At 53.4% G+C, this 25,174-nt stretch carries 21 protein-coding genes and 2 pseudogenes; 12 read left to right on the top strand and 11 right to left on the bottom strand.

Annotation, left to right across the window (positions count from 1 at the left end; genetic code table 11):
* Nucleotides 1-130: 130 nt before the first annotated feature.
* From C1J03_RS03655 to C1J03_RS03645, 3 genes are all read left to right on the top strand, one after another.
* Nucleotides 131-1,291: an IS30 family transposase gene (locus C1J03_RS03655; protein WP_114883801.1), complete on the top strand. Its 1,161-nt coding sequence runs from the start codon at nt 131-133 to the stop codon at nt 1,289-1,291.
* 1,479 nt (nt 1,292-2,770) lie between these two features.
* Nucleotides 2,771-2,980, top strand: a complete 210-nt coding sequence (locus C1J03_RS03650; RefSeq protein WP_114883798.1) for a helix-turn-helix transcriptional regulator — start codon at nt 2,771-2,773, stop codon at nt 2,978-2,980.
* Nucleotides 2,981-3,222: 242 nt separating this feature from the next.
* Entirely contained in the window at nt 3,223-4,182 is a 960-nt protein-coding gene (locus C1J03_RS03645) for a hypothetical protein (protein ID WP_114883796.1), read from the top strand.
* A 155-nt stretch (nt 4,183-4,337) separates the two neighbouring features.
* Here the strand turns inward: C1J03_RS03645 and C1J03_RS03640 are convergent.
* The 7 genes and pseudogenes from C1J03_RS03640 to C1J03_RS03610 form a co-directional block, all read right to left on the bottom strand.
* Nucleotides 4,338-5,045 (bottom strand): annotated as a pseudogene (locus C1J03_RS03640) (IS6 family transposase).
* 71 nt (nt 5,046-5,116) lie between these two features.
* Nucleotides 5,117-6,010 carry a DUF5996 family protein gene (locus C1J03_RS03635; RefSeq protein ID WP_114883794.1) on the bottom strand — a complete coding sequence of 298 codons (894 nt, stop codon included), beginning with the start codon at nt 6,008-6,010 and terminating at the stop codon, nt 5,117-5,119.
* Nucleotides 6,011-6,020: 10 nt separating this feature from the next.
* Entirely contained in the window at nt 6,021-6,710 is a 690-nt protein-coding gene (locus C1J03_RS03630; protein ID WP_114883792.1) for a pirin family protein, read from the bottom strand.
* Complete coding sequence (locus C1J03_RS03625; RefSeq protein ID WP_114883790.1) at nt 6,710-7,651, bottom strand: pirin family protein; 942 nt, start codon at nt 7,649-7,651, stop codon at nt 6,710-6,712. Before C1J03_RS03625 ends, C1J03_RS03630 begins: the two co-directional genes overlap by 1 nt.
* A 217-nt stretch (nt 7,652-7,868) precedes the next feature.
* The gene (locus C1J03_RS03620; RefSeq protein ID WP_114883788.1) at nt 7,869-8,204 is read right to left on the bottom strand and encodes a cation:proton antiporter domain-containing protein; all 336 of its coding nucleotides are present in this window, start codon (nt 8,202-8,204) and stop codon (nt 7,869-7,871) included.
* A gap of 120 nt (nt 8,205-8,324) precedes the next feature.
* A complete protein-coding gene (locus tag C1J03_RS03615) occupies nt 8,325-8,936 on the bottom strand; it encodes an alpha/beta hydrolase (RefSeq protein ID WP_114883786.1) in 612 nt (203 codons plus the stop codon).
* 24 nt (nt 8,937-8,960) lie between these two features.
* Complete coding sequence (locus tag C1J03_RS03610) at nt 8,961-9,893, bottom strand: VOC family protein (RefSeq protein WP_114883784.1); 933 nt, start codon at nt 9,891-9,893, stop codon at nt 8,961-8,963.
* A gap of 101 nt (nt 9,894-9,994) precedes the next feature.
* Here C1J03_RS03610 and C1J03_RS03605 point away from each other — a divergent pair, with 101 nt between their 5' ends.
* Nucleotides 9,995-10,891 carry a LysR family transcriptional regulator gene (locus C1J03_RS03605; RefSeq protein WP_114883782.1) on the top strand — a complete coding sequence of 299 codons (897 nt, stop codon included), beginning with the start codon at nt 9,995-9,997 and terminating at the stop codon, nt 10,889-10,891.
* Between the two features lie 300 nt (nt 10,892-11,191).
* On the opposite strand, the pseudogene C1J03_RS03595 reads toward C1J03_RS03605, so the two are convergent.
* The 3 genes and pseudogenes from C1J03_RS03595 to C1J03_RS03585 all read right to left on the bottom strand — a co-directional run bounded on the left by C1J03_RS03595 (nt 11,192) and on the right by C1J03_RS03585 (nt 15,449).
* A pseudogene (locus C1J03_RS03595) lies at nt 11,192-11,898 on the bottom strand (IS6 family transposase).
* Between the two features lie 161 nt (nt 11,899-12,059).
* Nucleotides 12,060-13,334, bottom strand: a complete 1,275-nt coding sequence (gene rhaI / locus C1J03_RS03590) for an L-rhamnose catabolism isomerase (protein WP_114883777.1) — start codon at nt 13,332-13,334, stop codon at nt 12,060-12,062.
* Between the two features lie 12 nt (nt 13,335-13,346).
* Nucleotides 13,347-15,449: a bifunctional rhamnulose-1-phosphate aldolase/short-chain dehydrogenase gene (locus C1J03_RS03585; RefSeq protein ID WP_114883775.1), complete on the bottom strand. Its 2,103-nt coding sequence runs from the start codon at nt 15,447-15,449 to the stop codon at nt 13,347-13,349.
* A gap of 187 nt (nt 15,450-15,636) precedes the next feature.
* On the opposite strand from C1J03_RS03585, the gene C1J03_RS03580 reads away from it, so the two are divergent.
* The 7 genes from C1J03_RS03580 (at nt 15,637) to C1J03_RS03550 (ending at nt 22,769) form a co-directional block, all read left to right on the top strand.
* Entirely contained in the window at nt 15,637-16,440 is an 804-nt protein-coding gene (locus C1J03_RS03580) for a DeoR/GlpR family DNA-binding transcription regulator (RefSeq protein ID WP_114883772.1), read from the top strand.
* A gap of 34 nt (nt 16,441-16,474) precedes the next feature.
* On the top strand, nt 16,475-17,470 hold the full coding sequence (rhaS, locus tag C1J03_RS03575) for a rhamnose ABC transporter substrate-binding protein (protein ID WP_114883770.1): 996 nt from the start codon (nt 16,475-16,477) through the stop codon (nt 17,468-17,470).
* Nucleotides 17,471-17,551: 81 nt separating this feature from the next.
* The gene (locus C1J03_RS03570; RefSeq protein ID WP_114883768.1) at nt 17,552-19,075 is read left to right on the top strand and encodes a sugar ABC transporter ATP-binding protein; all 1,524 of its coding nucleotides are present in this window, start codon (nt 17,552-17,554) and stop codon (nt 19,073-19,075) included.
* Between the two features lie 4 nt (nt 19,076-19,079).
* Nucleotides 19,080-20,060, top strand: coding sequence for an ABC transporter permease (locus tag C1J03_RS03565; protein WP_114883766.1), 981 nt, complete (start codon nt 19,080-19,082; stop codon nt 20,058-20,060).
* Nucleotides 20,057-21,064 (top strand): ABC transporter permease, encoded by a 1,008-nt coding sequence (locus C1J03_RS03560; RefSeq protein ID WP_114883764.1) that lies wholly within the window; start codon nt 20,057-20,059, stop codon nt 21,062-21,064. The genes C1J03_RS03565 and C1J03_RS03560 overlap by 4 nt, the downstream gene beginning before the upstream one ends.
* Nucleotides 21,061-21,378: an L-rhamnose mutarotase gene (rhaM, locus tag C1J03_RS03555; protein WP_114883762.1), complete on the top strand. Its 318-nt coding sequence runs from the start codon at nt 21,061-21,063 to the stop codon at nt 21,376-21,378. The genes C1J03_RS03560 and rhaM overlap by 4 nt, the downstream gene beginning before the upstream one ends.
* Entirely contained in the window at nt 21,375-22,769 is a 1,395-nt protein-coding gene (locus C1J03_RS03550) for an FGGY-family carbohydrate kinase (protein ID WP_114883760.1), read from the top strand. The genes rhaM and C1J03_RS03550 overlap by 4 nt, the downstream gene beginning before the upstream one ends.
* 592 nt (nt 22,770-23,361) lie before the next feature.
* On the opposite strand, the gene C1J03_RS03545 is transcribed toward C1J03_RS03550, so the two are convergent.
* Entirely contained in the window at nt 23,362-23,868 is a 507-nt protein-coding gene (locus C1J03_RS03545) for a hypothetical protein (RefSeq protein WP_114883758.1), read from the bottom strand.
* 583 nt (nt 23,869-24,451) lie between these two features.
* Between C1J03_RS03545 and C1J03_RS03540 the strand changes: the two genes are divergently transcribed.
* Nucleotides 24,452-24,955 carry a VOC family protein gene (locus C1J03_RS03540; protein WP_114883756.1) on the top strand — a complete coding sequence of 168 codons (504 nt, stop codon included), beginning with the start codon at nt 24,452-24,454 and terminating at the stop codon, nt 24,953-24,955.
* Nucleotides 24,956-25,174: the final 219 nt, after the last annotated feature.

Raw genomic sequence — 25,174 nt, 5'->3', positions numbered from 1 at the left:
TTCTGCTGAACTGCGGCGACTTTTTTTTCTGCACGAGCGAAAGAGCCGATTTCAATCCGGCCGCATTGGGCGGTGGCCTCAACTGGTCGACGCAACACTTTAATCTTTAGAAAGAGATGGAGTGTTTTGAATGAAGTATCGTCGCAGGATTTACTATTCAGCTGAGCAGCGTGCCGAGATCTGGGATCGATGGCAACGTGGGGAGTCGATGAGTTCGATTGGGCGGGTCTTTGATCGCCAATCGTCGTCGGTATTTTCGGTCATCTCACCTACGGGCGGGATACGGCCGCCGGATCGCAGGCGTGGCAGTTCTGCATTGAGCCTCTCTGAGCGCGAAGAGATATCCCGCGGGCTGAGTACCAAGCAATCCTTGCGTGCGATTGCACGCCAGTTGCGACGTGCGCCCTCAACGATCAGCCGGGAGGTGCGGCGCAATGGCGGATCAGTCGGCTATCGTGCGTCTAGTTCAGATCAGGCTGCTTGGAACCGGGCTCTGCGTCCAAAGATATGCAAGCTGGCTTGTCACCCGACATTGGCCCGCGCAGTATCAGCAAAGCTACGGCGCAAGTGGTCTCCCGAGCAGGTTGCGGGTTGGCTCAAACGGGCGTTCCCGGAGGAGGCGCACAAACAGGTGTCACACGAGACTATCTATCGAAGCCTTTATATACAGGCACGTGGCGTTCTCAAAAAGGAGCTGCTGGCGCACTTGCGCGCAAAACGCACAGTCAGGCGTTCCCAGCATGCCAGCCTAAAGCGCAACGGTAATGGCCAGATTAAAGATGCTGTGTCCATCAGCGAAAGGCCTGCATCCGTCGAGGATCGCGCTGTTCCGGGTCACTGGGAAGGCGACCTGATTGGCGGATCGAAGAACAGCTATATCGCGACCCTGGTCGAGCGGCATTCACGATACGTGATGTTGGTGAAAGTCGCGAACAAGGACACTGAAAGCGTCGTCACTGCGCTGATCAAGTCGGCTCAGAAGCTGCCGCGAGAACTTTACAAATCCTTGACGTGGGATCGTGGCAAAGAGCTAGCAGATCATCCGCGCTTCACACTGGCCACGGATGTCGATGTCTACTTCTGCGACCCGCAGTCACCTTGGCAACGTGGATCAAACGAGAACACCAACCGGCTTTTGAGGCAGTATTTGCCAAGAGGAACCGACTTATCCGTTCATTCTCAGGCAAAGCTCAGCGCAATTGCAAGGCAACTTAACGAACGTCCTCGCAAGACCTTGCAATATCAAACCCCAGCAGAGAAGTTCGCTGAGTGTGTTGCATCGACCGGTTGAGGTCGCCGCTCTTTGCAGTCATTCGCTGCGGAGCGCACCAAGGTCCGGTTTTGGCCGGAAGCTGCCGTCTGCATCTTCGATGGTTTAGGTAAGTAAGGGCGGATTGCGGACCTTCGCTGCGCCATGCGTGGAGCATGCGAACCGGCTTTCACGGTTTTCACGACAGCATCGATCCCATCGATCAACAGCTACACAATGACTCCCTGTTGACGTGCTGTCGATGCGGCCATGTTGGTGAGCGCGCCAGAGCATTTATGCATAATGAGTGTGTGTGCAATTGCTGCGCGGTTTTCGCTCGTTACGGGAAAAGTGACGCCTGAGAGTGCAAGGTTTGGCAATCGTGATCGTCATGTACGCAGCTGCTAATTCCATATTATGCCGAAGCCATAGGACTGACTCTTCGTCGTCCGACTTCAAGAATGTGAAAGTAGCCAACTGCGGTGACTTTCGGAAACAACCAACGCTTCTTCGATGCATCCGCAAATTGAGCATTCAAGTTCCACGGGGTCATCTGATCCTCCCGAACTGGGCACAATTACTTCATGCGGCGTAACTTCTCCGATGCAACGGCATCTGGCATCGACAAATCTGGTTTTCATAATACTGCCTCCTGTTGGTGTGCCGTATGAATATAACAAAAAGGTTTCGCTGGAATTTATGCGAATGCACAGAGGCAGACCTCAAAGAGGCCTGAGTGAAATGCGGCTTATTCTACCCTTCCGGCACGTATTGGGAAGTCGACTCTGATATTCTGTAAAAGGGTTTTTCAACCAAATTACGACTTTGATCGCTTGGATCCGAGATTGCGGAAAGATGCCAGAATTGACGAGCTTGAACTGGAAAGTACCTCGGCGATGCGTGCGCTATTGATCCGCTGAGGATCGTCAATATCTTGTTCATGTAGTGTCGCGACTTCAGCCCATGGTGACCGATGCTGCGGTATGCACATTTCGACAATAAGGGCGGATTGCAGACTTTCGCCGCAAGTGCGAAATCGAAAGAGCAGTTCGAAGAAAGCGGACGCTCAGAGCATCGACCAGTTTTTTCTGTCGTGCAACCGCAGCGACAGTCGGCAGTGAGCCAATAGTTACAATCTTCTACGGCAAGGTGGACGTCAGCTTTACTCTGGCTCGTGTAAAGCGAACAATTCTTGTGGCCTAGAAACGCCTCAAAGCAAGTGTCGTCCGCAAGTACCGCGACCTACATTCCGGGTTTGCGAAGCTGGGCTCGGTTCCAAGGAAACCGAATCAAGCGCAAAAGTCGCCGAACTGCGTTGATCCAAACATCTTCCACCATTAACGTTTTAGGCCCGCCAACTGTAGGGGTATTTCGTTTCTCTGGCAGTGTGGCATGTAGCTATTTGATCCTAAACAAAAACCTCACATGGGCCCCCTATGTATTTGAAATTAAATAGTAATACTGTTGACTCTCCTTAATGTTGAAGCCACGCTTTAGGCAGCAAAATACAGGAGAGCGACTATGAAAAACAAACCACACCAAAGTAACGGACGCTGGTGGCGTGACACGCAAGTCGCTGACCACTTTGCGGTCAGCAGGCCGACTGTTTGGAACTGGACGAAAGATGTTCCGGGTTTCCCGCAACCCCGGCGTTTTGGGGTTCAAGCAAAACGGTGGGATAAAGTCGAGGTTTTGGCCTATGAGGGTGACGAACCGGGTTACTTGCAGTGACCAACCGCGAAGTACGAGTTCGATAAAGCACTCGCCTAGAAACCTGCCGAACAGCAACCGCCGTCAGTTGCCGCATCGCAGGGCCCAATATTTCCGAAAACAGCAACACCAAATAAAAGAACCCCCGCCGAAGTTCATCAGCGAGGGCTCTAAATGAAGATGCCGCTGCAGGGTCAAATTCAATCTCTGAGACGAGAAGAATAATTGACAGAGCGACGGCTTTAAACAAGGGCTCTGTTGCTATGAAAGACCACAAGACCTCCGTCGCTGATTTGGTAGGACGCGATCAAACAGGCTTAAAAGCCACCGGCGACGTCGTGACGATTTTGGAATGTCACGAACACATGAAACAATGCAAAAGTTTCGAAACCGGACCCGCCGGAATTGTTCTGATCCAGAATTACGATTTAACGAAAAACTACCGAACAACGCAGGCCGCCTTCGCCGACATTTCGGATCTTTTCCAAATTCTAAAAACGGTTTCGGCTTGCGACAGAAAAGCAATCATTCGCGGCGAACCGACATTCGATATTCGGGAAACCGGGTACCGGCCAAAAACAAAAAATCCGCAACCGGTCAGAGTGAAGGGTATACCGGCTTTAAACGCTGACCGGAATTTGGTCACCGAGCCGCCGACCTACAAAGACGCGCCGCGGCGCTGGCATGTGATTGACGCAGATAACATTGGCAGCGAATTTTGGCAGGGCCTGGACTTGATCCAAGACGCCGAAAGGATCGCGCGACGGTTCAGGGCCGGATTGCCGGAATGGCTCCGCGGAACGGCAATGATTGTTCAACTGTCCAGCAGTCACGGAGTCGAGCACTACGTTGTGCCGACGGACCCCGACGGGAATGTCGGCGAACCAGAACTAAAAACAGCGAAGCCGAAACTGCACTTATTTTATTTAACCGATCGCGCGTTGACGGCCGACCAAGGCGATTTGCTTGCAAAAGAAATCGGCACCGACCCAGCACCGGCACGCACGGTTCAGCATGTCTACACTGCAACCCCGGCATTTTTTGACACCAAGAATAACAGCGTTGCAGACCCGTTAGGCCGTGAACGGTGGTTTCTGTTGGACGGCGATGCACATGCCACTCTGCCGGGGCCGTCAGCGGCGATGTGGGAACACAAAAGCGGGATTGGTGGCGGTAAACGCCACTTCCGGACCTTTACTTCGACTGGGTTAACCAAGTTTTAGCCTAAAACTTCAGGCGAATCTGGGATGGAGGATAGTTTGGGGGGTTATAAGTTGTGATGTCTATATTATGAATTAAATTCAAATACTTAAAAGCCTTGGTGGCGGTGCTGTCAACCAATGCAAACCAGTCTAGGCAAGGACAATGAAGCTGCCCTTTATGCCATGCCCAACTGACGCCACTCAGCGAGAGCGGCAGCGCGGTTCAGCTTGAAATTGGCGCGTGAGTAGAGGTGGCGTTCCTGGTTGAAATGATTGTGGACGGATGAATGCACAGAGGAGAATTTCTGCAATGTTCGCGTTCGTCTGAAGCGCAGCATCGCTCGCTCTCTTCGTCGAAAAGGCTGATGTGAATTCTCGGCCCTGTTGTTCAGCCAGCGTCCCGTTTCCTGTTTGTCTGCGTTGCCGATGGCCTTCATCGCGGCACCGTAAGACCGCAGTAGATCGGTCACGATGACATATGGTGGACCATATCGTTTCATGGTTTTTCTGAGAAATTTCAAGGCGGCCTTACGACCCCGGCGCTTGGTAACATAGCTCTCCAGCACCTCGCCTTCGTGATCTACGGCCCGCCATAAGTAATGCGTTTCACCGTTGATCTTCACAAAAACCTCGTCCAGATGCCATTGCCAGTTCGAATGAGCACGAAGTTGCTAATTCCGTTTCTTTCGGATCTCAGCGGTAAACAATGGGCCGAACCGATTCCACCAAAACCGGATCGTTTCATGGCAAATATCAATACCGCGTTCGTGCAGCAAATCCTCCACATTTCGTAGTGAAAGTGGATAACGCACATACATCATAACCGTCAGGCGGATGATTTCGGGGGACGTCTTAAAGTAGCGAAAAGGGGACCGTTTTATCATCCGGCGACGCTAGGCGTCCCCCCTGCCCGCCTCAACCAGTTTTATTCTGACAGTGCCATCATTTCTCCTTTCTATTCTGCGTAGGCGTGGGTGAGGTCTTGCATGGGCCAGCCCGCTTTTGCTGCCGCGCCCTGATAGACGCTTTCCAGAAATTTCAGCAAGGCTGCAGATGGATCATCGGACAGACGCATGTCGTCATAGGTCAGAATAGCCAGCGCGCCGCCGTTCTTTTCGATCCATTCGGCCTCGACAGGCTGCAACGGTATACCATTCATGCCAGCGGGTTCTGGATAGGCGTAGCCATAGAAGGCCGCCTTTGAAAACGTGTCGTCGCCCGGCCAAAACCCAACCGAAATGACCTCGTGCGAATAGGCCTCTCGATCCGAGTTCGTGCCGCCCTCTAGCCGATGCGCACGGCCCGAGAAGCGTGTTGAGACGAGATCGAAGGAATGCCAGTACAGATGCACCGGCGTTTGCTTGCCCGTAAAGCGCCCGCGGAACCGCTCAAATATGTTGGCGATGGCGCAAATAGCTTTCCAGAAGTCCGTGACCGCCTGTTTGTCATAGGCACGCAGCGCGGTGTCTTGGGGAAAAGGGACGGTGGATTTATTTTCATAGGGCTTCACGACAATCTTGACCTCGATGCCAAGGCCCTTAAGAACTTGGAAGAGCGTGTTGTAAAACGCGGCCACGGCTAAACCAGCAACATCGAACTGCTCTGACGTGCCATCATTGCAGCTAACGATAATCTGGTGGTCCAGCATGTCGTAGAGGATTTCAAAACTGTCAGCGCCATGGGGAATGCGACCAGTCGTCAGGCCACGCACGGAAGGATAAAGCGTGACATGCCACCAATGGTTCTGCTTGGGATGGGCCTTCAACCGGATCTTCCCGATGATCTGCAGGAACAGATGCAGAGTGTCTTTGGTTTCGGACCATTTGTCGTAATCAAGGGCTGGTAGCATCGGTTTCTCCTTAGGGCAAATCAAAGACCAAGAGTTCGGCATCGGTCTCAGACCTAATCATACAGGCGTGGACGCCTTCAAATTGCAAGGCGTCACCACCCGATAGCGGTTCGTCCTCGATCCTCACCTTGCCGGAGACGACATGCAGAAAGCCGCCCCGACCAGGTGCCAGCATGTGTGAAACGGTTGCGCCCTCATCAAGGTAGGCACGATAAAGCCGCGCGTCGGAATGAAGTGGCAAGGCGCTGGCACCCCCAGCAACAAGCTCGAAGTCACTCGCTGATATGTTATGATCCAGCTTGGTTTCGGCATATCTTGGCGCGACCCCAGATTCTTTTGGGATGAGCCATATTTGAAGAAAATGCACAGGCTTTGCATCAGAGGCGTTCATCTCGGAGTGGGTCACACCAGTGCCTGCCGACATCAGCTGCATCTCGCCCGCGTTGATCACCGACCCGTTGCCGATGGAATCCTCATGACGCAGCGCGCCCGAAATCACATAGGTCAGGATGTCCATATCGGCATGTTCATGCGTGCCAAAGCCACCGCCGGGGATCACGCGGTCTTCATTGATGACGCGCAGATTGCGAAAGCCCATGCGGGTCGGATCGCTGAACCCACCGAAAGAAAACGTATGGAAACTGTCGAGCCAGCCCATCTGGGTGCGGCCCCGGTTCATGCGTTCATGGATCAGGGCCATCAGCGGTTCTCCGGCAGCGGCGTGAACTCTGCGTTGTCATCTGGTGGCAGTTGGAACCGTCCATGTGCCCAATCACCCGCGCGCCACGCCTCTTTCGCAGCGTCAATCTTGTCTTGCGAGGAGGCCACAAAGTTCCACCAGACATAGCGCGAGGAATTCATCGTCTCACCGCCCAGCAACATCAGTCGCGCGCCCTGATCGCCCGCTTTCAGCGTGATCGCGTCGCCTGGGCGGAACACCATCATACGGCCTGCTTCAAACACATCACCCGCAATCGTTACGCTGCCCGCAACGACATAGACGCCACGATCTTCGTGATTGTCAGGCATCGGGATCAGTGCGCCGGGTTGCAGGATCGCGTCGGCATAGAACATCTCCGAGAATGTCTTGGTGGGTGCTGCTTCGCCCCATGCGTTGCCAATGATCAGCCGGACCTCCTTACCTTCACCCTCAATGAAGGGCAGCGCCTCTTCTGCGTGATGTTCAAACCCGGCGTCAGTTTCTTCGTCCTTTTCCGGCAGAGCCACCCATGTCTGGATACCAAACAGGCTGCTTGCGCCCTTGCGCGTCTCGGCGCTGGTGCGCTCAGAATGGGTGACGCCATTGCCCGCAATCATCCAGTTCACCTCGCCAGGATAGATCATCTGGTTGTTGCCCAGACTATCACGGTGCTGGAATTCGCCTTTGTAAAGGTACGTCACCGTGGCCAGCCCGATATGCGGATGCGGGCGCACGTCGATGCCCTGATCCGTCAGGAACTCCACGGGACCCATCTGGTCAAAGAAGATGAACGGACCAACCATCTGTCGCTTGGGTGCGGGTAAGGCGCGGCGTACCTCAAACCCGCCCAGATCGCGGGCGCGCGGGATGATCAGCGTCTCGATCGCATCGATATCGCCTGCTTCAGGGCAATGGGGTTCAATTGTGGGGTTCCAGCTCATGACGGACCTCTCTGATTTTGTGACAATGGGGTGGGTTTGATTTTTTCAACAATGTCGGCACGATCCTCGGACGCGGTGAACAACGTGGTTTTCTCTTTCAGCCCGCGGATGTCGTCAGCTCGGACCTGATCCAAAATACTAGAAATCTCGCTCTTGGACAGGCCTATCTGCGATAGGACAAGACCACCACCGCTCAGCGCACACTCGGCAGTTTCCCCTATGACATGGGTTGCACCAAACCGCCACGCACCAGCACTTGTATCAATCTGCGCCCAAAAATGTCGCCGCGCATCTCCCAAAGACGTGCAGGGCGAAACTCAAGTCCGATCACGAAGAGAAAAAGAACAATGCCAAACTCTGCGAAATGCAAAAGCTCTTCGGGGTGATCGGAAAAGCTGAAGGACAGAAATGCGCCAGCAGCGACACCCGCCAGCAGGTAGCCAATGATCGTGCCCAATTTTAGCCATTTGGCAATGAGCACGAAGAAGCAGGCCAGTGCGATGATGGCAAATGCTTCAAGGAACCGCATTTCAAGACCGCTGAACTCAGGCATTTTGATCCTTTACCCTTGGCATGTGAGTGATCGAACATATTGGATTAACGTAATTAGCGCATTTGAGCGTGGGGCCTGTGAATGGGTCAGATTGTCTCGATCCAACCCTTTCGTCTGGTATTAGGCCGACACTGACTGCGGATGTAGAAACGAGGCTACCGCCTCAATCTCAGATTGGCGCAAATCATGACCACCCTCGTGCCAGACCAGCTGTGTCGCGCTGCCCTGTGCTGCGTAGTAGTCCGCCAGCTTTTGTGTCGTTGCAGCGGGGCCAATCGGGTCGCGCTGCCCGGCGGTGATCAGCACGCGTTTGCCTGCCAAGCTCGGCTGAGGCTTGGGGGCCCACGGTATCAGCGGGTGCATCAGGATCAGGTCGTCGAACAGGTCCGGCTTCTTAAAACTAAGTGCTGCAAGGATGTTCGCGCCATTCGAATAACCTATCCCAATCACGCGCGAGGGTTTGCCATCCGTGATCATTTCCTGCACGAACGCGCCCATCTTGGCGACACGCTCGGCCAGATCATCCATGTCATAGACGCCTTCGCCGGTGCGTTTGAAGAACCGAGCGGCACCCATCTCCGACACGTCCCCCCGAGGTGAGACAACGCCTGCCTCGGGGATCAGTTGTGCCGCAAGGCCAGAGAACTGATGTTCGTCCCCGCCTGTGCCGTGGAAGGTAAAGATTAGAGGCGCGCCGGGGACGGCGCGCTTCTCTGTATGGATGTAAGTCATCTTGTTTCTCCTTTCATTGCCTGCTTAAGCAGCAAGCGGGGGCAGGATAGCTTCAATGCGATCACGCAGTTGCTCATGCTGTGAAGGCAATTTAAGCGCCTCACCCAGATGGGCCGTGTCTTCGTCGCGGTCGAAGCCGGGTTCATTGGTAGCGATTTCGAACAGCACACCGCCCGGTGTGCGGAAATAGATCGCCCAGAAGTAATCGCGGTCGATCACGGGCGTGACCTGATAGCCGGTGTCCAACAATGCGCGCCGGACCTCCAGCTGGGCCGCACGATCCTCAACGGCGAATGCGATGTGGTGAACTGACCCCGCCCCTTGGCTGGCGTAGTCAACGCCCGGTAAGGTTTCCAGATCGATCACATCCGCGCCATTCCCGTTTGGGATGGCAAAGCGCTTAATGCCACCGGACGTGTCCACGGGTTGATAGCCCATGAAGCCAAGCAGGTCCGCCGTCGCGCCCTCATCGCGCAACCGCATGGAGGCTCCGTAAAAGCCCCGAATGGCTTCGTCTCCAGCAACGCTGCCACCTGTCCAGGGCGCACGGGTGTCGTTCTTTGCTTCAACCAGAGCAAACTGATCGCCGTCTGGTGCGTCGAACAACACACGTGTCTCGCCAAAACTCTCGTCCGAGTGGATATTGGCCACGGATTTGGCGGCAAGGCGATCTGTCCAAAACGCAGCACTGCCTTCGGGGATAGAAAACGCGGTTGTGCCGACCTCTCCGGTGCCGTGCTTTGCCTTTGGCATGCCGGGAAAGGGGAAGTAGGTCATAACCGACCCTGGCGTGCCGACTTCGTCCCCGTAATAGAGGTGATAGACGTCTGGCGCGTCGAAGTTCACGGTTTTCTTCACCCGACGCAGGCCAAGCGTGTCCGTAAAAAAGCGGTTATTGATGGATGCGTCACCAGCCATCGAGGTGACGTGGTGCAGGCCTTTGATTTGGTTCAACATAAGATGTGTCCTCGGTTTAATGTTCTTAAGGATAAGATAGCGATGGCGACATATATGATAATACGCAATAATAGGATGATATTATTGCGCAGGATGAAGGAATGGCTGGACAACTTGAACAGATCATCAGTTTTATCAGCGTCGCCGAACAGGGCGGTTTTGCCGCAGCGGGTCGTATGCTTGGCCTGTCGCCCAGTATCGTCACACGTCAGATTGCCGAACTTGAGGCAAATTTGGGTGTTCAGCTTTTTACCCGCACGACCCGTCATGTTGCATTAACGGACGCAGGGCGGCTTTACCTGGAACGAACCTTGCCGATATTGTCGGCTCTGAAAGAGGCGAACACCGCTGTAGTCGAACGTCAGATCGGGCTGTCTGGGCCGCTGACGATTACGGCACCCTTGTCCTTTGGGATGCGCGTGCTGCCGCAGATCATGTCGCAATTTCGCATCATGCATCCGAATGTCTCCGTAAACCTGCAACTGACGGACCGTTTTGTTGATATAGCGCGGGACGGGTATGACATGGCGTTGCGCATTTCTGGCCCTCCGACGGATCAATCGACCATCTGGCGCAAGATCTGTGTGGTTCCGCGTATAATTGCTGCATCGCCCGATTACCTTGCGCGTCGTGGCACTCCCGCGGCCCCGAAGGTACTGCAAGACCATGACTGCCTGCACTACGCCGAACGCGGGGGTAACGCCGTTTTGACGTTAGCGCGTGGGGAAGACACAGTGCAGGTCGCACTGAAGCCTTGCCTGACCTGCAACAATGGCGACACTTTGGTCCGTCTGGTCTGTAACGATGAGGGCATTGTTCTTCTGCCAGCGTTCCTGATGCAGGACGCGTTGGACGCTGGCGCATTGCAGCAAATCCTGCCCGACTGGAATGCGCCCGAAATTTGGTTGACTGTGACCTATCCAAATTACGAGATACTGCCAGCAAAAGTTGCTGCATTCACAGCACTCGTTGAGGCAGAAATGTCGTCCGAAATTTGATAGCTGCATAACCATTGGAAAAGTCGTTGATGACGGGTCTATTCGTCTGGTTCACCATAGACAGTTCCGACTCCGTTGCGGCAGGCCACTGGGAGAATGCAATCTGTAACATCGCTGTCTGATCGTCTCGATGATGTTGTCACCGAGCGCGCGCCATCCTTCAATCCTTTCGACGGCTTTCATCGCCTCTTCATTGCCCATGATACGGCGAAGGGTCTCGTTATCAACATTGACCAGAAGTGCGCTTGGTGCTGTCAGACGAATGCGAACCAGTCTCTGCAAGGACAATGAAGCTGCCCTTTATGCCGCACCGAGTTGACGCCACTCGGTGAGAGCGGCGGTTCGGTTCAGCTTGAAATTGGCGCGTGAGTAAAGGTGGCGTTCCTGGTTGAAATGGTTGTGGACCGAGGAGTGGACGGAGACGAATTTTTGCAATGTTCGGAGAGTCTGAAGCGCAGCATCGCCCGCTCTCTTCGTCGAAAAGGCTGATGTGAATTCTCGGCCCTGTTGTTCAGCCAGCGGCCGGTTTCCTGTTTGCCCACATTGCCGATAACCTTCATCGCGGCACCGTATGACCGCAGTAGATCGGTCACGATGACATATGGTTGACCATATCGTTTCATTGTTTTTCTGAGGAATTTCAATGCTGCTTTTCGATCTCGGCGCTTCGTAACGTAGCTTTCCAACACTTCGCCTTCGTGATCCACAGCCCGCCAGAGATAGTGGGTTTCTCCGTTGATTTTTACGAACACTTCGTCCAAGTGCCATTGCCAATTCGAATGAGCGCGAGGGTGCTGAACCCGTTTTCTTCGGATCTCCGCAGCAAACAACGGGCCAAACCTGTTCCACCAGAACCGCACCGTCTCATGGCTGATCTCGATGCCGCGTTCGTGCAGCAGATCCTCCACATTTCGTAGTGAAAGTGGATAACGCACATACATCATAACCGTCAGGAGGATGATCTGCGGGCTCGTCTTGAAGTACTTGAATAGGTCGGGTTTGGTCATCACTGGACGCTACGAAACCACCCTGCCCTGCACAAGCCAGTTCCCTATGACACTGCCCCAGTTAGCGAAAGCAAGGCCCGCCTCCTATTTCCAACCCTAACGAGACCATCCTCATGAAGGCCACCATGACAAAACGGAATCCCATCGATTTATCCGTTCGGCTAAACAATCCCACTGCTTGCGCTGCTCTGCCTTGGTCGCTTCTGGGCAACTTTTTCTCGGTAGCCAGCCGCCCGATATGCCCTAACCGGGTCAATTGCGCCGCCCGCCTCCAAACGTGCCATGGCGAGGATTGGTTCCACGTCAGTGCGGAAACCCTGTTTAAGGGTGTTCGATGCCATAAGAGCATCGTTATCATCTTGAAATCCTGAAAGAGCGTTGCGGTCGACCAACAGCGCTTGGGCATATGCGCGTTGCACTTCGGTGGCGGAGCTCATCAAGCTTTCGATGGGATCGGTCACGTTGTGGCTTTGGTCGAGCATGTGCATAGGATTGAATTCGGGATCAGCCTCAGCTTCGACAAGTTCGTTGAAGACCAAGAACAGCCGGTACGGATCGATGCTACCGGTATCGAGGTCATCATCACCGTATTTACTGTCATTGAAGTGGAAGCCGCCGAGTTTTCCAAATTGGTTCAGACGCGCCACGATCATTTCGATGTTCACATTTGGTGCGTGGTGGCCGAGGTCGACAAGGCATTTGGCTTGCGCTCCGAGTTGTTGGGCAATCAGTAAATTCGTTCCCCAATCCTGCACAACCGTTGAATAGAATGCAGGTTCGAACATTTTGTGTTCTGTAAGAAGCGTCCAGTCGGCGGGCAGTGCGTCATAGACCTGCTTGGCCGCATCAAGATAGCGCTCAAACTGACGCGTGAAGTTGGCTTGCCCCGGAAAGTTGGAACCGTCCCCGACCCAGATTGTCAGCGCTTTTGAGCCGAGCTGATCGCCAAGCTCTATGCATGCGATGTTGTGATCGATGGCTTGCTGGCGAGTAGCTGCGTCGGTGTGAGATAACGACCCGAATTTGTAACTATATTCCTGATCGGCTTGATCCTGAAATGTGTTCGAATTCATTGCATCGAACGTAAGTCCGACCTCTTCAGCCTTTGCATTGAGGTCTGACGCGGGTGCGTTGTCCCACGGAATATGCAATGAAACGGATGGTGTTGCGCTTGTCAGTTGGTGGATCACACCGCAATCATCGAGTTTGTCAAAAATATCGCGTGGCTCGCCTTCTCCTGGGAAACGCGCAAAACGTGTCCCGCCTGTCCCGACGCCCCAACTTGGTACAGCGACGCCATATGCAGCCACCTTTGCTTTGATGTCGGCGATCTGGATGCCTCGGCGATCCAAATGCTCCCCGAGAGTTTCATAGTCTGCTTGCAAATCCGCGCGTGCTTTGTCGTTGGACTGGGTGATGGAGTCTTGTTTGATCATCGAAATTTTCCCTTAACGCGTGAAGGCTTGGACGTTGCCAGAGTCTACATTGATGATGTTCCCAGTCGACTTTGATGAGAGCTCTGAAGCAAGGAAATAGGCAGCTTCGGCAATATCCTCAGGCAAGACTGAGCGTTTTAGCAAAGACCGGTCGCGGTACATTTCTTCAAGGCCATCCTTGTCAGTGCCATATGTCCCTGCGCGTTGATCAAGCCAATCACCTTCCCAGATTTTCGACCCCCTCAAGACGGCATCAGGGTTTACCACGTTCACGCGAATGCCATGCGGCGCACCTTCGAGAGCCAAACAGCGCGCAAGATGAATTTCCGAAGCCTTGGCCGTGCAATACGCAGCGGCATTGGGTGATGCGGCAAGACCATTCTTGGAGGCAACAAAGACAAGAGCACCCCCCATGTCCTGCACCTTCATCACTTTGAACGCTTCACGGCTTACAAGGAAATATCCGGTAGACAAAATTTCCATGTTGTTGTTCCACATGGCGAGGCTCGTTTCCTCAACCGGTGCCGAACTGGCAATGCCAGCATTTGACACAAGGATGTCAACGCCACCAAATTCAACAGAGGCGTTCTTGTAGGCCGCTTGAACTGCAGCCTCATCAGTAACATCCATATTGAGGTACCTAACGACATCAGCCGAGTAGCGATCAGTAAGGTTGTCGACAGTCTTGATAAGCGAAGCGTCATCGATGTCAGCGAGGATGACGCAGGCACCTTCTTTCAAATAGCGTTCAGCGGTTGCTGAACCGATGCCCCCTGCCCCGCCAGTGATAAGCGCGACGCGACCAGCCATTGATTTTGGCGCAGGCATGCGTTGGAGTTTTGCTTCTTCCAGCAACCAATATTCAATGTCGAATGCTTCTTGCTCTGGCAAGCCTTGGTATTGGGAAACACCGTCCGCGCCGCGCATCACGTTAATGGCGTTGACGTAGAACTCTCCGGATATACGAGCAGTGGCTTTGTCTTTTGCAAAAGTGATCATGCCAACGCCCGGTACAAGATAGACTACCGCGTTTTGATCCCGGATTGCAGGACTGTCTGGCTTCTTGCAGCGGTCGTAATAGGCCTGGTAGCCAATCCGGTATTCAGCGACTGCGGCCTTTAGTCCGGCCAAGGTTGCTTCTACGTTCGGTTTCGCGGGATCAAAATCTACGACAAGTGGGCAAATCTTGGTGCGAAGGAAGTGGTCTGGACATGATGTGCCAAGGGCGGCGAGACGCTGCATGTCTCTAGCGTTGACGAATTCTAACACGGTGTCGCTGTCAGTGAAGTGGCCGACCATATGGTGATGCTCTGACACCATACCGCGGATCGCGGGCATAAACTCCGCGGCGATTGCGCGGCGGTCTTTTTCAGGCAGGCTTGTATGTATCTGACCACCGAAGGTGTCTTGGCTAGTCGTTTGTTCCGCGAACCAATCAATGGCTGTTTGGATGACCTCGAGGGTTAATTCATAGCAAGTCTTTGCGTCGTCATCCCATGTAAACAACCCGTGGCTTTCAAGAACAACACCTTTGGCGTCTGGGTTCTTTTCGCAGAAGTCTGACAACCAAAGACCAAGTTCAAACCCCGGTTTTTTCCACGGCAGCCATCCGATGCTATCCCCAAAGATTTGCTGGGTGAGCGACTTGCTATCCTTAGCCGCTGCAATCGCAATGATCGCGTCCGGGTGCATATGGTCAACGTGTTTGCGTGGGACATATGCATGCAATGGTGTGTCGATAGAAGCAGCGCGCGGGTTTAGATTAAAAGTACAATGCGGCAGATAGCCGACCATCTCATCTTCGAACTCCAAACCACGATAGAGACCGCGCAGCGCGTTCAGCTTTTCCATATAAAGCGATGAGAACCCATCCATCTTGATCGAACCCAGATCACCGCCAGAACCCTTGACCCAAAGGATCTCAACAGTGTCGCCGGTGAGCAAATCTTTCTGCGCAACTTTTGCAGATGTATTGCCGCCGCCATAATTGGTGATTCTCTTATCTGCCCCCAGAAGATTGGATCGGTATAGCAAAAGCTCAGGCTCACTCATTCCATTGGTGCTAGACGCGTTCCATTTGTTTTCAAGGCGTTGCGCAGAAGTCGTGGGGCTCATTGGTGTCTCCATTGAGAGAAAGTGCATGGGGTCGAGTTCGCTTTAAGCTGACGCCAGGATGCGCGTAAGTCAATCAACTTCAATCATTAACGATCATGCTGCGCCGCAGAATGACGCCTTATGACAATTAATGATTGACTTTGATTGACGACTCACGCCACGTTGATCAACAATAGGGAGCGTCCGGATGCATGAAAAAGACCGTCACCGCGTAATTCTATCTGCCGTTCAGGACCGTTCATTGGTCACGGTTACGGACTTATGTTCGCTGACGGGCGCGTCCGAGGCGACTGTGCGCCGCGATATCAACACGCTTGACGATCAAAACCAGCTTCGCCGTGTGCGCGGTGGGGCCGAAGCGCTGACCACGCAGCCTTTTGTCGGTTTAGCTGGCCGGCCGTTTTCATACAATGAGACACAGAACATCGCTGAGAAGCAGGCAATCGCAGCCGCTGCGGTTGATCTATGTAAGGATGGTGAACCGATTATTATCAATGGCGGCACAACAACGTTCCAAATGGTGCATCCTCTAGCTTCGCGTCAGATGCAGGTCTTTACCAACTCCTTCCCTATCGCTGAACGTTTGTTGAAAAACACCAACAACACCGTCCTTCTTTCTGGTGGCGTGATCTACCGCGAGCAGAACATTATCCTTTCACCCTTCGACAACGACGTAACCCGCAATTTTTATGCGAAGCGGATGTTCATGGGTGCCCAAGGCATCGGTCCTTTGGGACTAATGGAGCAAGACCCGTTGCTGATTCAGGCAGAAGAGAAACTCATTGGCCAAGCTGAAGAACTTATCGTTTTGGTCGACAGTTCAAAATTCGCCAATCGCTCCAGCCTGATCCTTTGCCCACTCGCTCGGATCGACACAATCATTACCGATGAAGGCATCGATGACCGCACCGCGGCGATGCTTGAAGCGGCCGACATTACCCTTGTCGTCGTGCCAGTTGGCGCGGCTCAAAAAGAAGGGGCGGTATCTTAAACCGCCCAATCATCACCACTCCAGGGAGGAAACCATGAGTGTACTTAAGAAAGTAATGACATCTGCAGCGCTCGTTGCTGCGATGTTCGCGACGCCTGTAATGGCCCAAGACGATGTGCGTATTGCGATCGTCGTAAAAGCACTAGGCATCGGATTTTTCGAAGCTGCGGCAAAAGGCGCTGAAGAAGCGGCAGCTGAACTTGGCAATGTTGAGATCATCTATACAGGACCAACCGATACAACCGCTGAGGGCCAGATCGAAGTGATCAACGCCCTGATCGCACAGAACGTTGACGCGATCGCAATCTCCGCAAACGATACAGACGCTTTGGTTCCTGCACTTAAGAAAGCCATGAGCCGCGGCATCACAGTTATCAGCTGGGACTCAGGCGTTGCGGCAGACGGCCGTCAAATGCACCTGAACCCCTCTTCAAACGCTTTGATCGGCAACATGATCATCAAGATGGCTGCCGATCATCTTCCGGATGGCGGTGACGTTGCAGTTCTTTCAGCGACATCAACATCAACGAACCAGAACATCTGGATCGAAGAAATGAGCAAGGTTGTCGGCGACTATAACGGCATCAATGTTGTTGCGACTGTTTATGGTGATGATTTGGCCGACAAATCGTACCGCGAAGCGACTGGCCTGATGCAGTCCTTCCCTGATCTTGACGCAATCATCGCACCAACATCTGTTGGTATCGTTGCTGCGGCTCAGGCTGTTGTCGATGCGGGCAAAGTTGGCAAAGTGAACGTCACGGGCCTTGGTCTTCCATCTGAAATGGCTGGGGCCATCGAATCTGGTGCATCGCAGTCATTCGCAATCTGGAACCCAATTGATCTGGGTTACTCAGCAACAATGTTGGCCTATGAGCTGTCACAAAACGGCGTTGAAGCGGCACCCGGTGCAACCATCCCAATGGGCCGTATGGGTTCTTTGACGTTGGACGAAAACACCGAAGGCGCAATGGCTGACCCCTTCGTCTATGATGCAAGCAACATCGATGAATTCAAGTCGATCTTCTAAAACCTCTCGTCAAAGTTGGTCCGGCACAAGAACAGTGCCGGACCATTCCACTTCCACGACCTAAACGAGCCGAAAGTTGAAATGACCAAGCCAGATACGCCTGTCGTCTCAATGGACGCAATCACAAAGACTTTTCCAGGCGTGAAGGCGTTGGATGCTGTTCACCTCAACCTTTACCCGGGCCAAGTCACGGCTTTGGTTGGTGAGAATGGTGCCGGCAAATCCACGACGGTCAAAGTACTCACCGGAATTTACCAACCAGATGGCGGAACGATCCGCATTGATGGCTCACCCGTTGTGTTTTCGAACGCGAGCGCGGCCTCAAAAGCAGGCATCACCGCCATTCACCAAGAGACAGTTCTGTTTGACGAGCTGTCCGTGGCTGAGAACATCTACATCGGGCACGCGCCCAGAACGCGCTATGGCCTGATCGACAACGCAGAGATGCTGCGTTCCGCTTCTAAACTGCTTGAAGAAATTGGTGCGCCGTTTGATGCGCGCACCCGACTTCGCGATTTGGGCATTGCAAATAAGCACCTTGTTGCGATCGCCCGCGCGTTGTCCGTCGACGCCCGTGTTGTGATTATGGATGAGCCCACTGCCGCCCTTTCACACAAAGAAATCGAAGAGCTGTATGAACTTGTTGAGACGCTGAAGTCACAGGGCAAAGCAATCCTTTTCATCAGTCACAAGTTTGATGAAATCTTCCGCATTGCTGATCGTTTTACCGTTTTTCGGGATGGCGCATTCGTCAGTGAAGGGTTGATCGAAGACATTGATCAGGATGAACTCGTCAAACTCATGGTCGGTCGGTCGATCGATCAAATCTTTCCTCCACGTACAGCGACAGCGGCGGAAGAAGTGTTTCGGGTTGCCGGCTACGCACACCCAACAGAGTTTGCCGATATTGGCTTTGGTCTCAAACGCGGCGAGATATTAGGGTTCTATGGCCTTGTCGGCGCAGGTAGATCCGAACTCATGCAAGCGTTGTTTGGCATAACCAAACCATCAAAGGGCGTTTGCCAAATCAACGGCGAAATCTGCATTATCCGCTCGCCTGCGGACGCCGTGGCCAATGGCATTGTCTACGTTCCCGAAGATCGAGGCAAACAGGGTACAATTATTGGCTTGCCGATTTTCCAGAACATCACCCTGCCCTCAATCCGTCGCACCTCGCGGTCTGGCTTCATCAGACTGGCGGAGGAATTCAAACTATCGCGCGAATATGCCGAACGTTTGGATCTACGTGCCGCGTCTTTGGACCAGGACGTCGGCAACCTATCTGGTGGCAACCAACAAAAAGTTGTCATTGCTAAATGGCTCGCCACGCAGCCGCAGGTCATTATCCTTGATGAGCCAACGAAGGGCATTGATATTGGATCAAAAGCCGCCGTGCATTCCTTTATGACTGAACTTGCTGCTCAGGGACTTTCGGTCATCATGGTTAGCTCAGAAATACCCGAAATCATCGGGCTGTCTGACAGGGTCATTGTAATGCGCGATGGCCGTATCGCGGCCGAACTGGAAGGCGATGAACTCTCGCCCGAAACGCTCGTGCGCCACGCGGCCGGGATCGAAACCTCTCAAATGAAACAGGAGGCCTGAGATCGTGCAAAAACTTCTTCCCGTCCGCGAACTAATCCTTGCCTCTGCGATTGTCGCTTTGCTTATTTTGGTGGCTACTCGGTTTCCCGGATTTGTGGCTCCCGGCAATATGGCGAACGTGTTCAATGATACGGCCCCATTGATCATCCTAACCCTCGGCCAGATGGTCGTTATTCTAACCCGCTGCATCGACCTTTCGGTTGCCGCCAACCTAGCCCTGACCGGCATGGTTGTGGCGATGTTAAACGTTGCGATGCCGGGCCTCCCAATTCCTGTGATTATCGTTGTTGCAATGGGGCTTGGCGCAATCATGGGCGCGGTCAACGGCATCCTTGTTTGGAAGCTGGAAATACCGCCAATCGTCGTGACACTTGGAACAATGACGATCTTTCGCGGGATCATCTTTCTGATTTCGGACGGTAAATGGGTGAACTCGCACGAAATGAGCCCCGCATTCACAGCCTTCCCAAGGGCCGCGTTCATTGGGCTGCCCATCCTATCTTGGGCTGCCATCATTACGGTCATCTTCTTTGGCATCATGATGTCACGTACTGCATTCGGTCGGTCGATCTTTGCAGTCGGCGGCAATCCGAACGCCGCCGTTTATACTGGTATCAATGTTGGCAAGACCCAGTTCCTTGCATTCGTTTTGTCCGGCGCGCTGGCAGGCCTAACCGGTTATCTCTGGGTATCTCGATTTGCCGTGGCCTACGTGGACATCGCGGGCGGATTTGAACTCGAAGTCGTTGCTGCATGTGTCATCGGAGGCATCTCGATTGCAGGTGGTATCGGTTCCGTTGGCGGTGCGGTGCTGGGTGCAGTGTTCCTTGGCGTGATTAAAAACGCCCTTCCTGTGGTCAATATTTCACCGTTCTGGCAGCTGGCCATTTCCGGCAGCGCAATCCTGATCGCTGTGGCCTTCAATGCCCGCTCTGGACAGAACAAAGGCCGGATCATCTTGAAATCGGCGGAGGCTACGAAATGACCGATACAAACGTGACCGCCCGACAAATTCCCGACCGCCTTCACACCCGCGCGGCACGTATCCTGCGCAGCTGGGAGGCGTTGTTGCTCGCTGTAGCAATCGCCATTTTCGTCCTCGACAGCTTTGCTTCACCCTACTTTCTGAACGTCTGGAACCTAAGCGACGCGACGTTCAACTTTACTGAAAAAGCGATGATCGCCTTTGCGATGGCGCTTCTCATCATATCTGGCGAAATCGATCTATCGGTTGCTGCCATCATAGCGCTCGCCAGCACAGCGATGGGCATGGCTGTTCAATACGGTGCAGGCACGCCAGAACTTGTGGTCGTCGGGCTAACCGTTGGGCTTTTGTGCGGGGCCTTTAATGCGGTCTTCGTGACCATCCTCGGGCTGCCCTCGATTGTTGTCACAATCGGCACCATGAGCCTGTTTCGCGGCATCAGCTATATCATCCTCGGAGACGAGGCATACCGAGGGTATCCAGATAGCTTCGCTTGGTTCGGACAAGGCTACATCTATTGGGTTTTCACAGTGGAAATGGCTCTCTTCGTTGGGATCGCGATTATCTATGGGATCCTTCTGCACAAAACGAACTTTGGTCGAGCGGTCTACGCCATAGGGAACAACCCAACTGGCGCATTGTTTAGTGGCATTCGCGTCCAACGCGTCAAATTCATCTTGTTTCTTCTGACCGGCTTGATGTCCGGCGTCGCAGCCATTTGCCTGACCTCACGCCTCGGCTCGACCCGCCCCAGCATCGCTACCGGTATGGAACTTGAGGTCGTCACGATGGTCGTCCTCGGCGGCGTGAATATCCTTGGTGGTTCCGGATCGATCCCTGGCGTCGTGATTGCTGCGTTTGTCATGGGGCTCGTGACATTTGGCTTGGGCCTACTCAACGTCCCCGGTATCGTCATGTCGATCTTCATCGGCTTGCTGCTGATCGGGGTGATTGCTTTACCAAGGCTATGGGCCATGTTGGCATCACGGAAGGGTACGTCATGAATGAACGGCACGTTTTCAAAATGCAGCTCAACCCCGGGCAAACCGATGAATATAAACGGCGTCATGATGGAATATGGCCAGAGCTTGTCACACTGCTGCATGACGCCGGAGTGAGTGATTACAGCATCCACCTTGATGAACCGACAGGCCTGTTGATCGGTGTCTTGATCCGAACCGACCGCCACACAATGGACGATCTACCATCTAATCCCATCATGCAAAAATGGTGGGCGCATATGGCAGACATCATGGAAACTGACCCCGATAACGCCCCTGTCGCGACTGCGATACCTCGCGTTTTTCATATGCCATGACACACCCACGCCACATCGCAGTCATTGATATCGGCAAGACCAACGCCAAACTCGCTTTGGTTGATCTCGAAACCCTTACCGAGATCTCTGTCGTTACCCGCCCGAATGTTGTCATCAACGCATTCCCATGGCCTCATTTCGATACCGACGGGAATTGGTCTTTCATCCTTGATAACTTGCGCGAATTTCATCGTGAGCACCGTGTTGACGCGATCTCGGTCACGACACATGGCGCAAGTATCGTTCTGCTTGACCAGAGCGGCAACCTTGCTACGCCAATCCTTGATTATGAGCACCCCATTCCAGCAGAAGTCGAAGCACAATACGATGCCATTCGGCCATCGTTTGCATCGACGGGTTCACCACGGCTCGCAGGCGGTCTGAATGTCGGCGCACAGTTGCATTGGCAATTTTTGACTGACCCCAAGTTGTTGGAGCGCACGGCGCATGTCATCGGGTATCCTCAATATTGGGCCTATCGTCTTACTGGAGAAGTGGCCAACGATGTCACGTCTATCGGCTGTCACACGGATTTATGGTTACCCCACCAAGGAAAGCTATCAGAACTTGCGGCGACCCTTGGCATTGCCGAGAAGATTGCACCGGTCCGGAAATCGGGTGACGTTCTAGGAACAATCTTGCCCGAGATCGCAACCGCAACTGGTCTTGCGAAAGATACACCAGTCGTCTGCGGAATTCACGATTCAAACGCCTCCCTCCTCCCTCATCTCCTGACGCAGGATGGGCAGTTCTCAGTTGTGTCCACTGGCACCTGGGTCGTCGTTCTGACAGTCGGTGGTGACGAGGTCGTGCTCGACCCAAACAGAGACACGCTCATCAACGTCAACGCGTTTGGTGATCCCGTGCCCTCGGCTCGCTTCATGGGCGGGCGCGAATTTGACCTTATCCAAGGGGAACACCCTTTTGAGGCATCCGAACAAGATGTTGATACGGTTCTATCCGAAGGTATTATGCTCATGCCCGCAGTCGAAAATCTAACCGGGCCTTTTCAAGGCCAACACATGCGATGGATAGGCACGGAACCGCCCGAAGGATCAGGCTCACGTGCAATCGCGCTTTCCTATTACCTCGCACTCATGACAAGCACATGCCTGAAGCTAACTGGCGCAAGTGGCCCATCCATTATCGAAGGCCCGTTTGCCCAAAACACCCATTTCCTCGCCATGCTGTACACAGCAACTGGCCGCCCTGTCTTTGGTGTTAAGTCAGCAACTGGTACGAGTGTTGGTGCAGCACAGCTTTTTGGGAATTCAGTAACTGGCATCGCTGGTGAAATCACTCAAAGACCGGGCAACACAACCGAGCTTATCAAGTATGCTGCAGCCTGGCGAACTTCGGTTGGAAGATTGAAACAACTTGAAATTGGCTGATAGATCGCCTTGCGGAACAACACTCTCGCAGAGTAGTTGCTGCATACGCCGGACGGCCAATTCACCGTTGGACCGGATCGCTTCGCGGACCTCTTTCGGCATCGGTGGGCGTCCGGAGTAATTGCCACTTTGGCCTTTTACAAACGTCATTGCGTTCTCCTGTTTCAGCCCTGTTACCTAGCCGGATCTCAAACAACCCCACATGCGCGCGAAGTTGGTGTGTGTACGCGGTTTCCCCACCTCAACGCCGCAGCCCAATCAGGCGTCACTAGCAGCCGTTACGTATGTTCACTGTATGTTTTATATTGCTGTCGTGCTGTGGCCGTCAACAATTCCGCATGATTTAGCCCGTCAGTTAGATCCAAATAAACGCCAGCAAGGCTGAGTGCCGAGATTGGCTTAGGTCTGGACCTATAAACTACTTACAGCGGCCATTCGCTGCGCTTTGCACCAACGACTGCTATGCGAGACAAAACGCCAATTCGCTGCGCCTGCGCCAAAGTTCGCTATTTAATTTGGGACCAAATGAAAAGGCCCCACGAATTGCGGGGCCTTTTCTCCTACCGTTGCCGGGAGGTCCCGAGATTTGGTCTTAGTTCACCAGCTTTGCGTTGCATTCGCGGGCCATGGCGATAGCCTTTTTTGTCCCAGTCAGATCAATGACGAAAACGTAGTCGGTTTCCGGGAAAACGACCATCTCGTATTGCTGCTCAATGTCCTTGACGAACTGTGGAAGGTTGTTGGTGATATAGCCACCCGAGTAGCCTTTGGTGATGTTGCCACGCATCCCAGTCGCTTCCCCATAGTAAGTGTTTTCTCCAATCACGATAACAACAGCCTCTCTGTCGTCCTTCTTGAGATTGGTTTCACCTTTGGTGAAAACACCCAGATAGCCGAGGCTGCGGTCCTCGGTGAGGCCCATCTGAACGACGTTTTCAGCGCTGTCCACGGCTTCGATAAGGCAGGACATCTTGTCTTTGTCCGCAAAGATTTTCCAACCTTCGACTTCACCGTATTTTTCAAAAGTATCGGCACCAGCGGCTGTCGCAAGTGCCGCAGTGATGATTGCAGCTGCGGCAATCGATTTCATTTTGAGCATGGTATAAAACTCCTGTTTTGAAATTACGCCTTGGGGCGTCGATACTATTTATTCGTTATCCTATTCGTTATCCAGTCTCATTTTCGTCTCCAATTCTCTCGGCTTACCGTCTGGATTGCAGGGACTGTCCACGACCCATCGAGGATCTGTGGCTCCGGCTGGTAGCGGTCGCCCACGCCCGGCAATGTCAAGGTTGCTCCTACGCGATGTCAATGACCGCAGTGCTGTAACCGCCCTTAGTGTCGAAATGTGCATACCGCAGCATCGGTCAGTTTGGGCTCAAAGCTGCCGTTCGCCGCAACGCGCACCAACGACTGCTCTGTGGACAGAACAGCCGGTCGGCTTCCTTTTGTGAACGGCTGGTATCCGCGGTTCGCGACCAAGACGCACATCGATTGAAGCGGTGGTTGATAGTTTGCTGCGGGCGCGAACGGGAGCACGGGAAAAAGCTGACATCCAGGCCCGAGATAACCGACTGAATTACTCAGGTGACCGAGCCGAGCCCCAAAGCGGCAATCAATTATTTACAATTTGAGCAACGTGCGACAGCCTAGGCCAAGCTCAATCACAGGCAGGCAACGTTATGTCCACTTCTCGCATCTCCGGTTTCGCTAGGAACTTTGTCACTGTCATCCTTTTCTTGATTGGTTCAGCCGCTTTCTCGCAAAACGCCGTGTACGACATTGGCAACTATGTCAGGGATATCGAGGTATCCCAGAATTTCTACACAAGCGTCTTCGGGTTTGAAGTGGTTATGCGCTGGGACGAAATGGAGGTCAGCGAAGATGGTGTTGATTATAAAACTATTCCGCACAAAGGCGTATACATGAGAGATGATAACGGGACGCATCTTGAATTCATAGAAAGCGGAAACCCAGAAAATTACCGAGAGGTTCAAGAACCGATTAATCACTTCGCGATCCGTGTAGATGACGTTGAGCAAACCATTGATCGCGCGATTGAAGCCGGAGCTAAATTGGCAATCCCAGTCTCTCATATACGCATTGGCAGCCTAAACGTGAGGAGCGGGTTCGTTTTTGGTCCTGACGGGGAGCGCATTCAACTCGTTGAAATTTTGGAGGAATAAAGAATGACGGCTTCGTCCCACGTCTCGGTCGTTCGACCTGCCGACCACACTGATGCCTGACAGAACCCCTCAGATGACTGAGTCGAGCCCTTGGCAGCCGGATTGAATTCGCATCCTTCGCTCACGCAGCAAACCGGTTGTCCTGACCATTCCGATAATTTCGACGCACCACAGCAATGAATGTGGACGTTTGCCAAAAGTGCAGCGATGTAAGGGAGG

The organism is Sulfitobacter sp. SK012, from assembly GCF_003352085.1.
In the GTDB taxonomy this organism is placed as follows: domain Bacteria; phylum Pseudomonadota; class Alphaproteobacteria; order Rhodobacterales; family Rhodobacteraceae; genus Sulfitobacter.
This window is presented reverse-complemented; position numbering and strand designations above follow the sequence as displayed.

What these genes read in the sequence shown, in the direction of transcription:
- C1J03_RS03635 (WP_114883794.1), bottom strand. Translation starts at nt 6,010, where the DNA reads ATGCTACCAGCCCTTGATTACGACAAATGGTCCGAAACCAAAGACACT.
- C1J03_RS03615 (WP_114883786.1), bottom strand. Translation starts at nt 8,936, where the DNA reads ATGACTTACATCCATACAGAGAAGCGCGCCGTCCCCGGCGCGCCTCTA.
- C1J03_RS03585 (WP_114883775.1), bottom strand. Translation starts at nt 15,449, where the DNA reads ATGAGCCCCACGACTTCTGCGCAACGCCTTGAAAACAAATGGAACGCG.
- rhaI (WP_114883777.1), bottom strand. Translation starts at nt 13,334, where the DNA reads ATGATCAAACAAGACTCCATCACCCAGTCCAACGACAAAGCACGCGCG.
- C1J03_RS03645 (WP_114883796.1), top strand. Translation starts at nt 3,223, where the DNA reads ATGAAAGACCACAAGACCTCCGTCGCTGATTTGGTAGGACGCGATCAA.
- C1J03_RS03650 (WP_114883798.1), top strand. Translation starts at nt 2,771, where the DNA reads ATGAAAAACAAACCACACCAAAGTAACGGACGCTGGTGGCGTGACACG.
- C1J03_RS03540 (WP_114883756.1), top strand. Translation starts at nt 24,452, where the DNA reads ATGTCCACTTCTCGCATCTCCGGTTTCGCTAGGAACTTTGTCACTGTC.
- C1J03_RS03625 (WP_114883790.1), bottom strand. Translation starts at nt 7,651, where the DNA reads ATGAGCTGGAACCCCACAATTGAACCCCATTGCCCTGAAGCAGGCGAT.
- C1J03_RS03605 (WP_114883782.1), top strand. Translation starts at nt 9,995, where the DNA reads ATGGCTGGACAACTTGAACAGATCATCAGTTTTATCAGCGTCGCCGAA.
- C1J03_RS03580 (WP_114883772.1), top strand. Translation starts at nt 15,637, where the DNA reads ATGCATGAAAAAGACCGTCACCGCGTAATTCTATCTGCCGTTCAGGAC.
- C1J03_RS03630 (WP_114883792.1), bottom strand. Translation starts at nt 6,710, where the DNA reads ATGGCCCTGATCCATGAACGCATGAACCGGGGCCGCACCCAGATGGGC.
- C1J03_RS03655 (WP_114883801.1), top strand. Translation starts at nt 131, where the DNA reads ATGAAGTATCGTCGCAGGATTTACTATTCAGCTGAGCAGCGTGCCGAG.
- C1J03_RS03620 (WP_114883788.1), bottom strand. Translation starts at nt 8,204, where the DNA reads ATGCCTGAGTTCAGCGGTCTTGAAATGCGGTTCCTTGAAGCATTTGCC.
- C1J03_RS03550 (WP_114883760.1), top strand. Translation starts at nt 21,375, where the DNA reads ATGACACACCCACGCCACATCGCAGTCATTGATATCGGCAAGACCAAC.
- C1J03_RS03560 (WP_114883764.1), top strand. Translation starts at nt 20,057, where the DNA reads ATGACCGATACAAACGTGACCGCCCGACAAATTCCCGACCGCCTTCAC.
- rhaM (WP_114883762.1), top strand. Translation starts at nt 21,061, where the DNA reads ATGAATGAACGGCACGTTTTCAAAATGCAGCTCAACCCCGGGCAAACC.
- C1J03_RS03570 (WP_114883768.1), top strand. Translation starts at nt 17,552, where the DNA reads ATGACCAAGCCAGATACGCCTGTCGTCTCAATGGACGCAATCACAAAG.
- C1J03_RS03545 (WP_114883758.1), bottom strand. Translation starts at nt 23,868, where the DNA reads ATGCTCAAAATGAAATCGATTGCCGCAGCTGCAATCATCACTGCGGCA.
- rhaS (WP_114883770.1), top strand. Translation starts at nt 16,475, where the DNA reads ATGAGTGTACTTAAGAAAGTAATGACATCTGCAGCGCTCGTTGCTGCG.
- C1J03_RS03610 (WP_114883784.1), bottom strand. Translation starts at nt 9,893, where the DNA reads ATGTTGAACCAAATCAAAGGCCTGCACCACGTCACCTCGATGGCTGGT.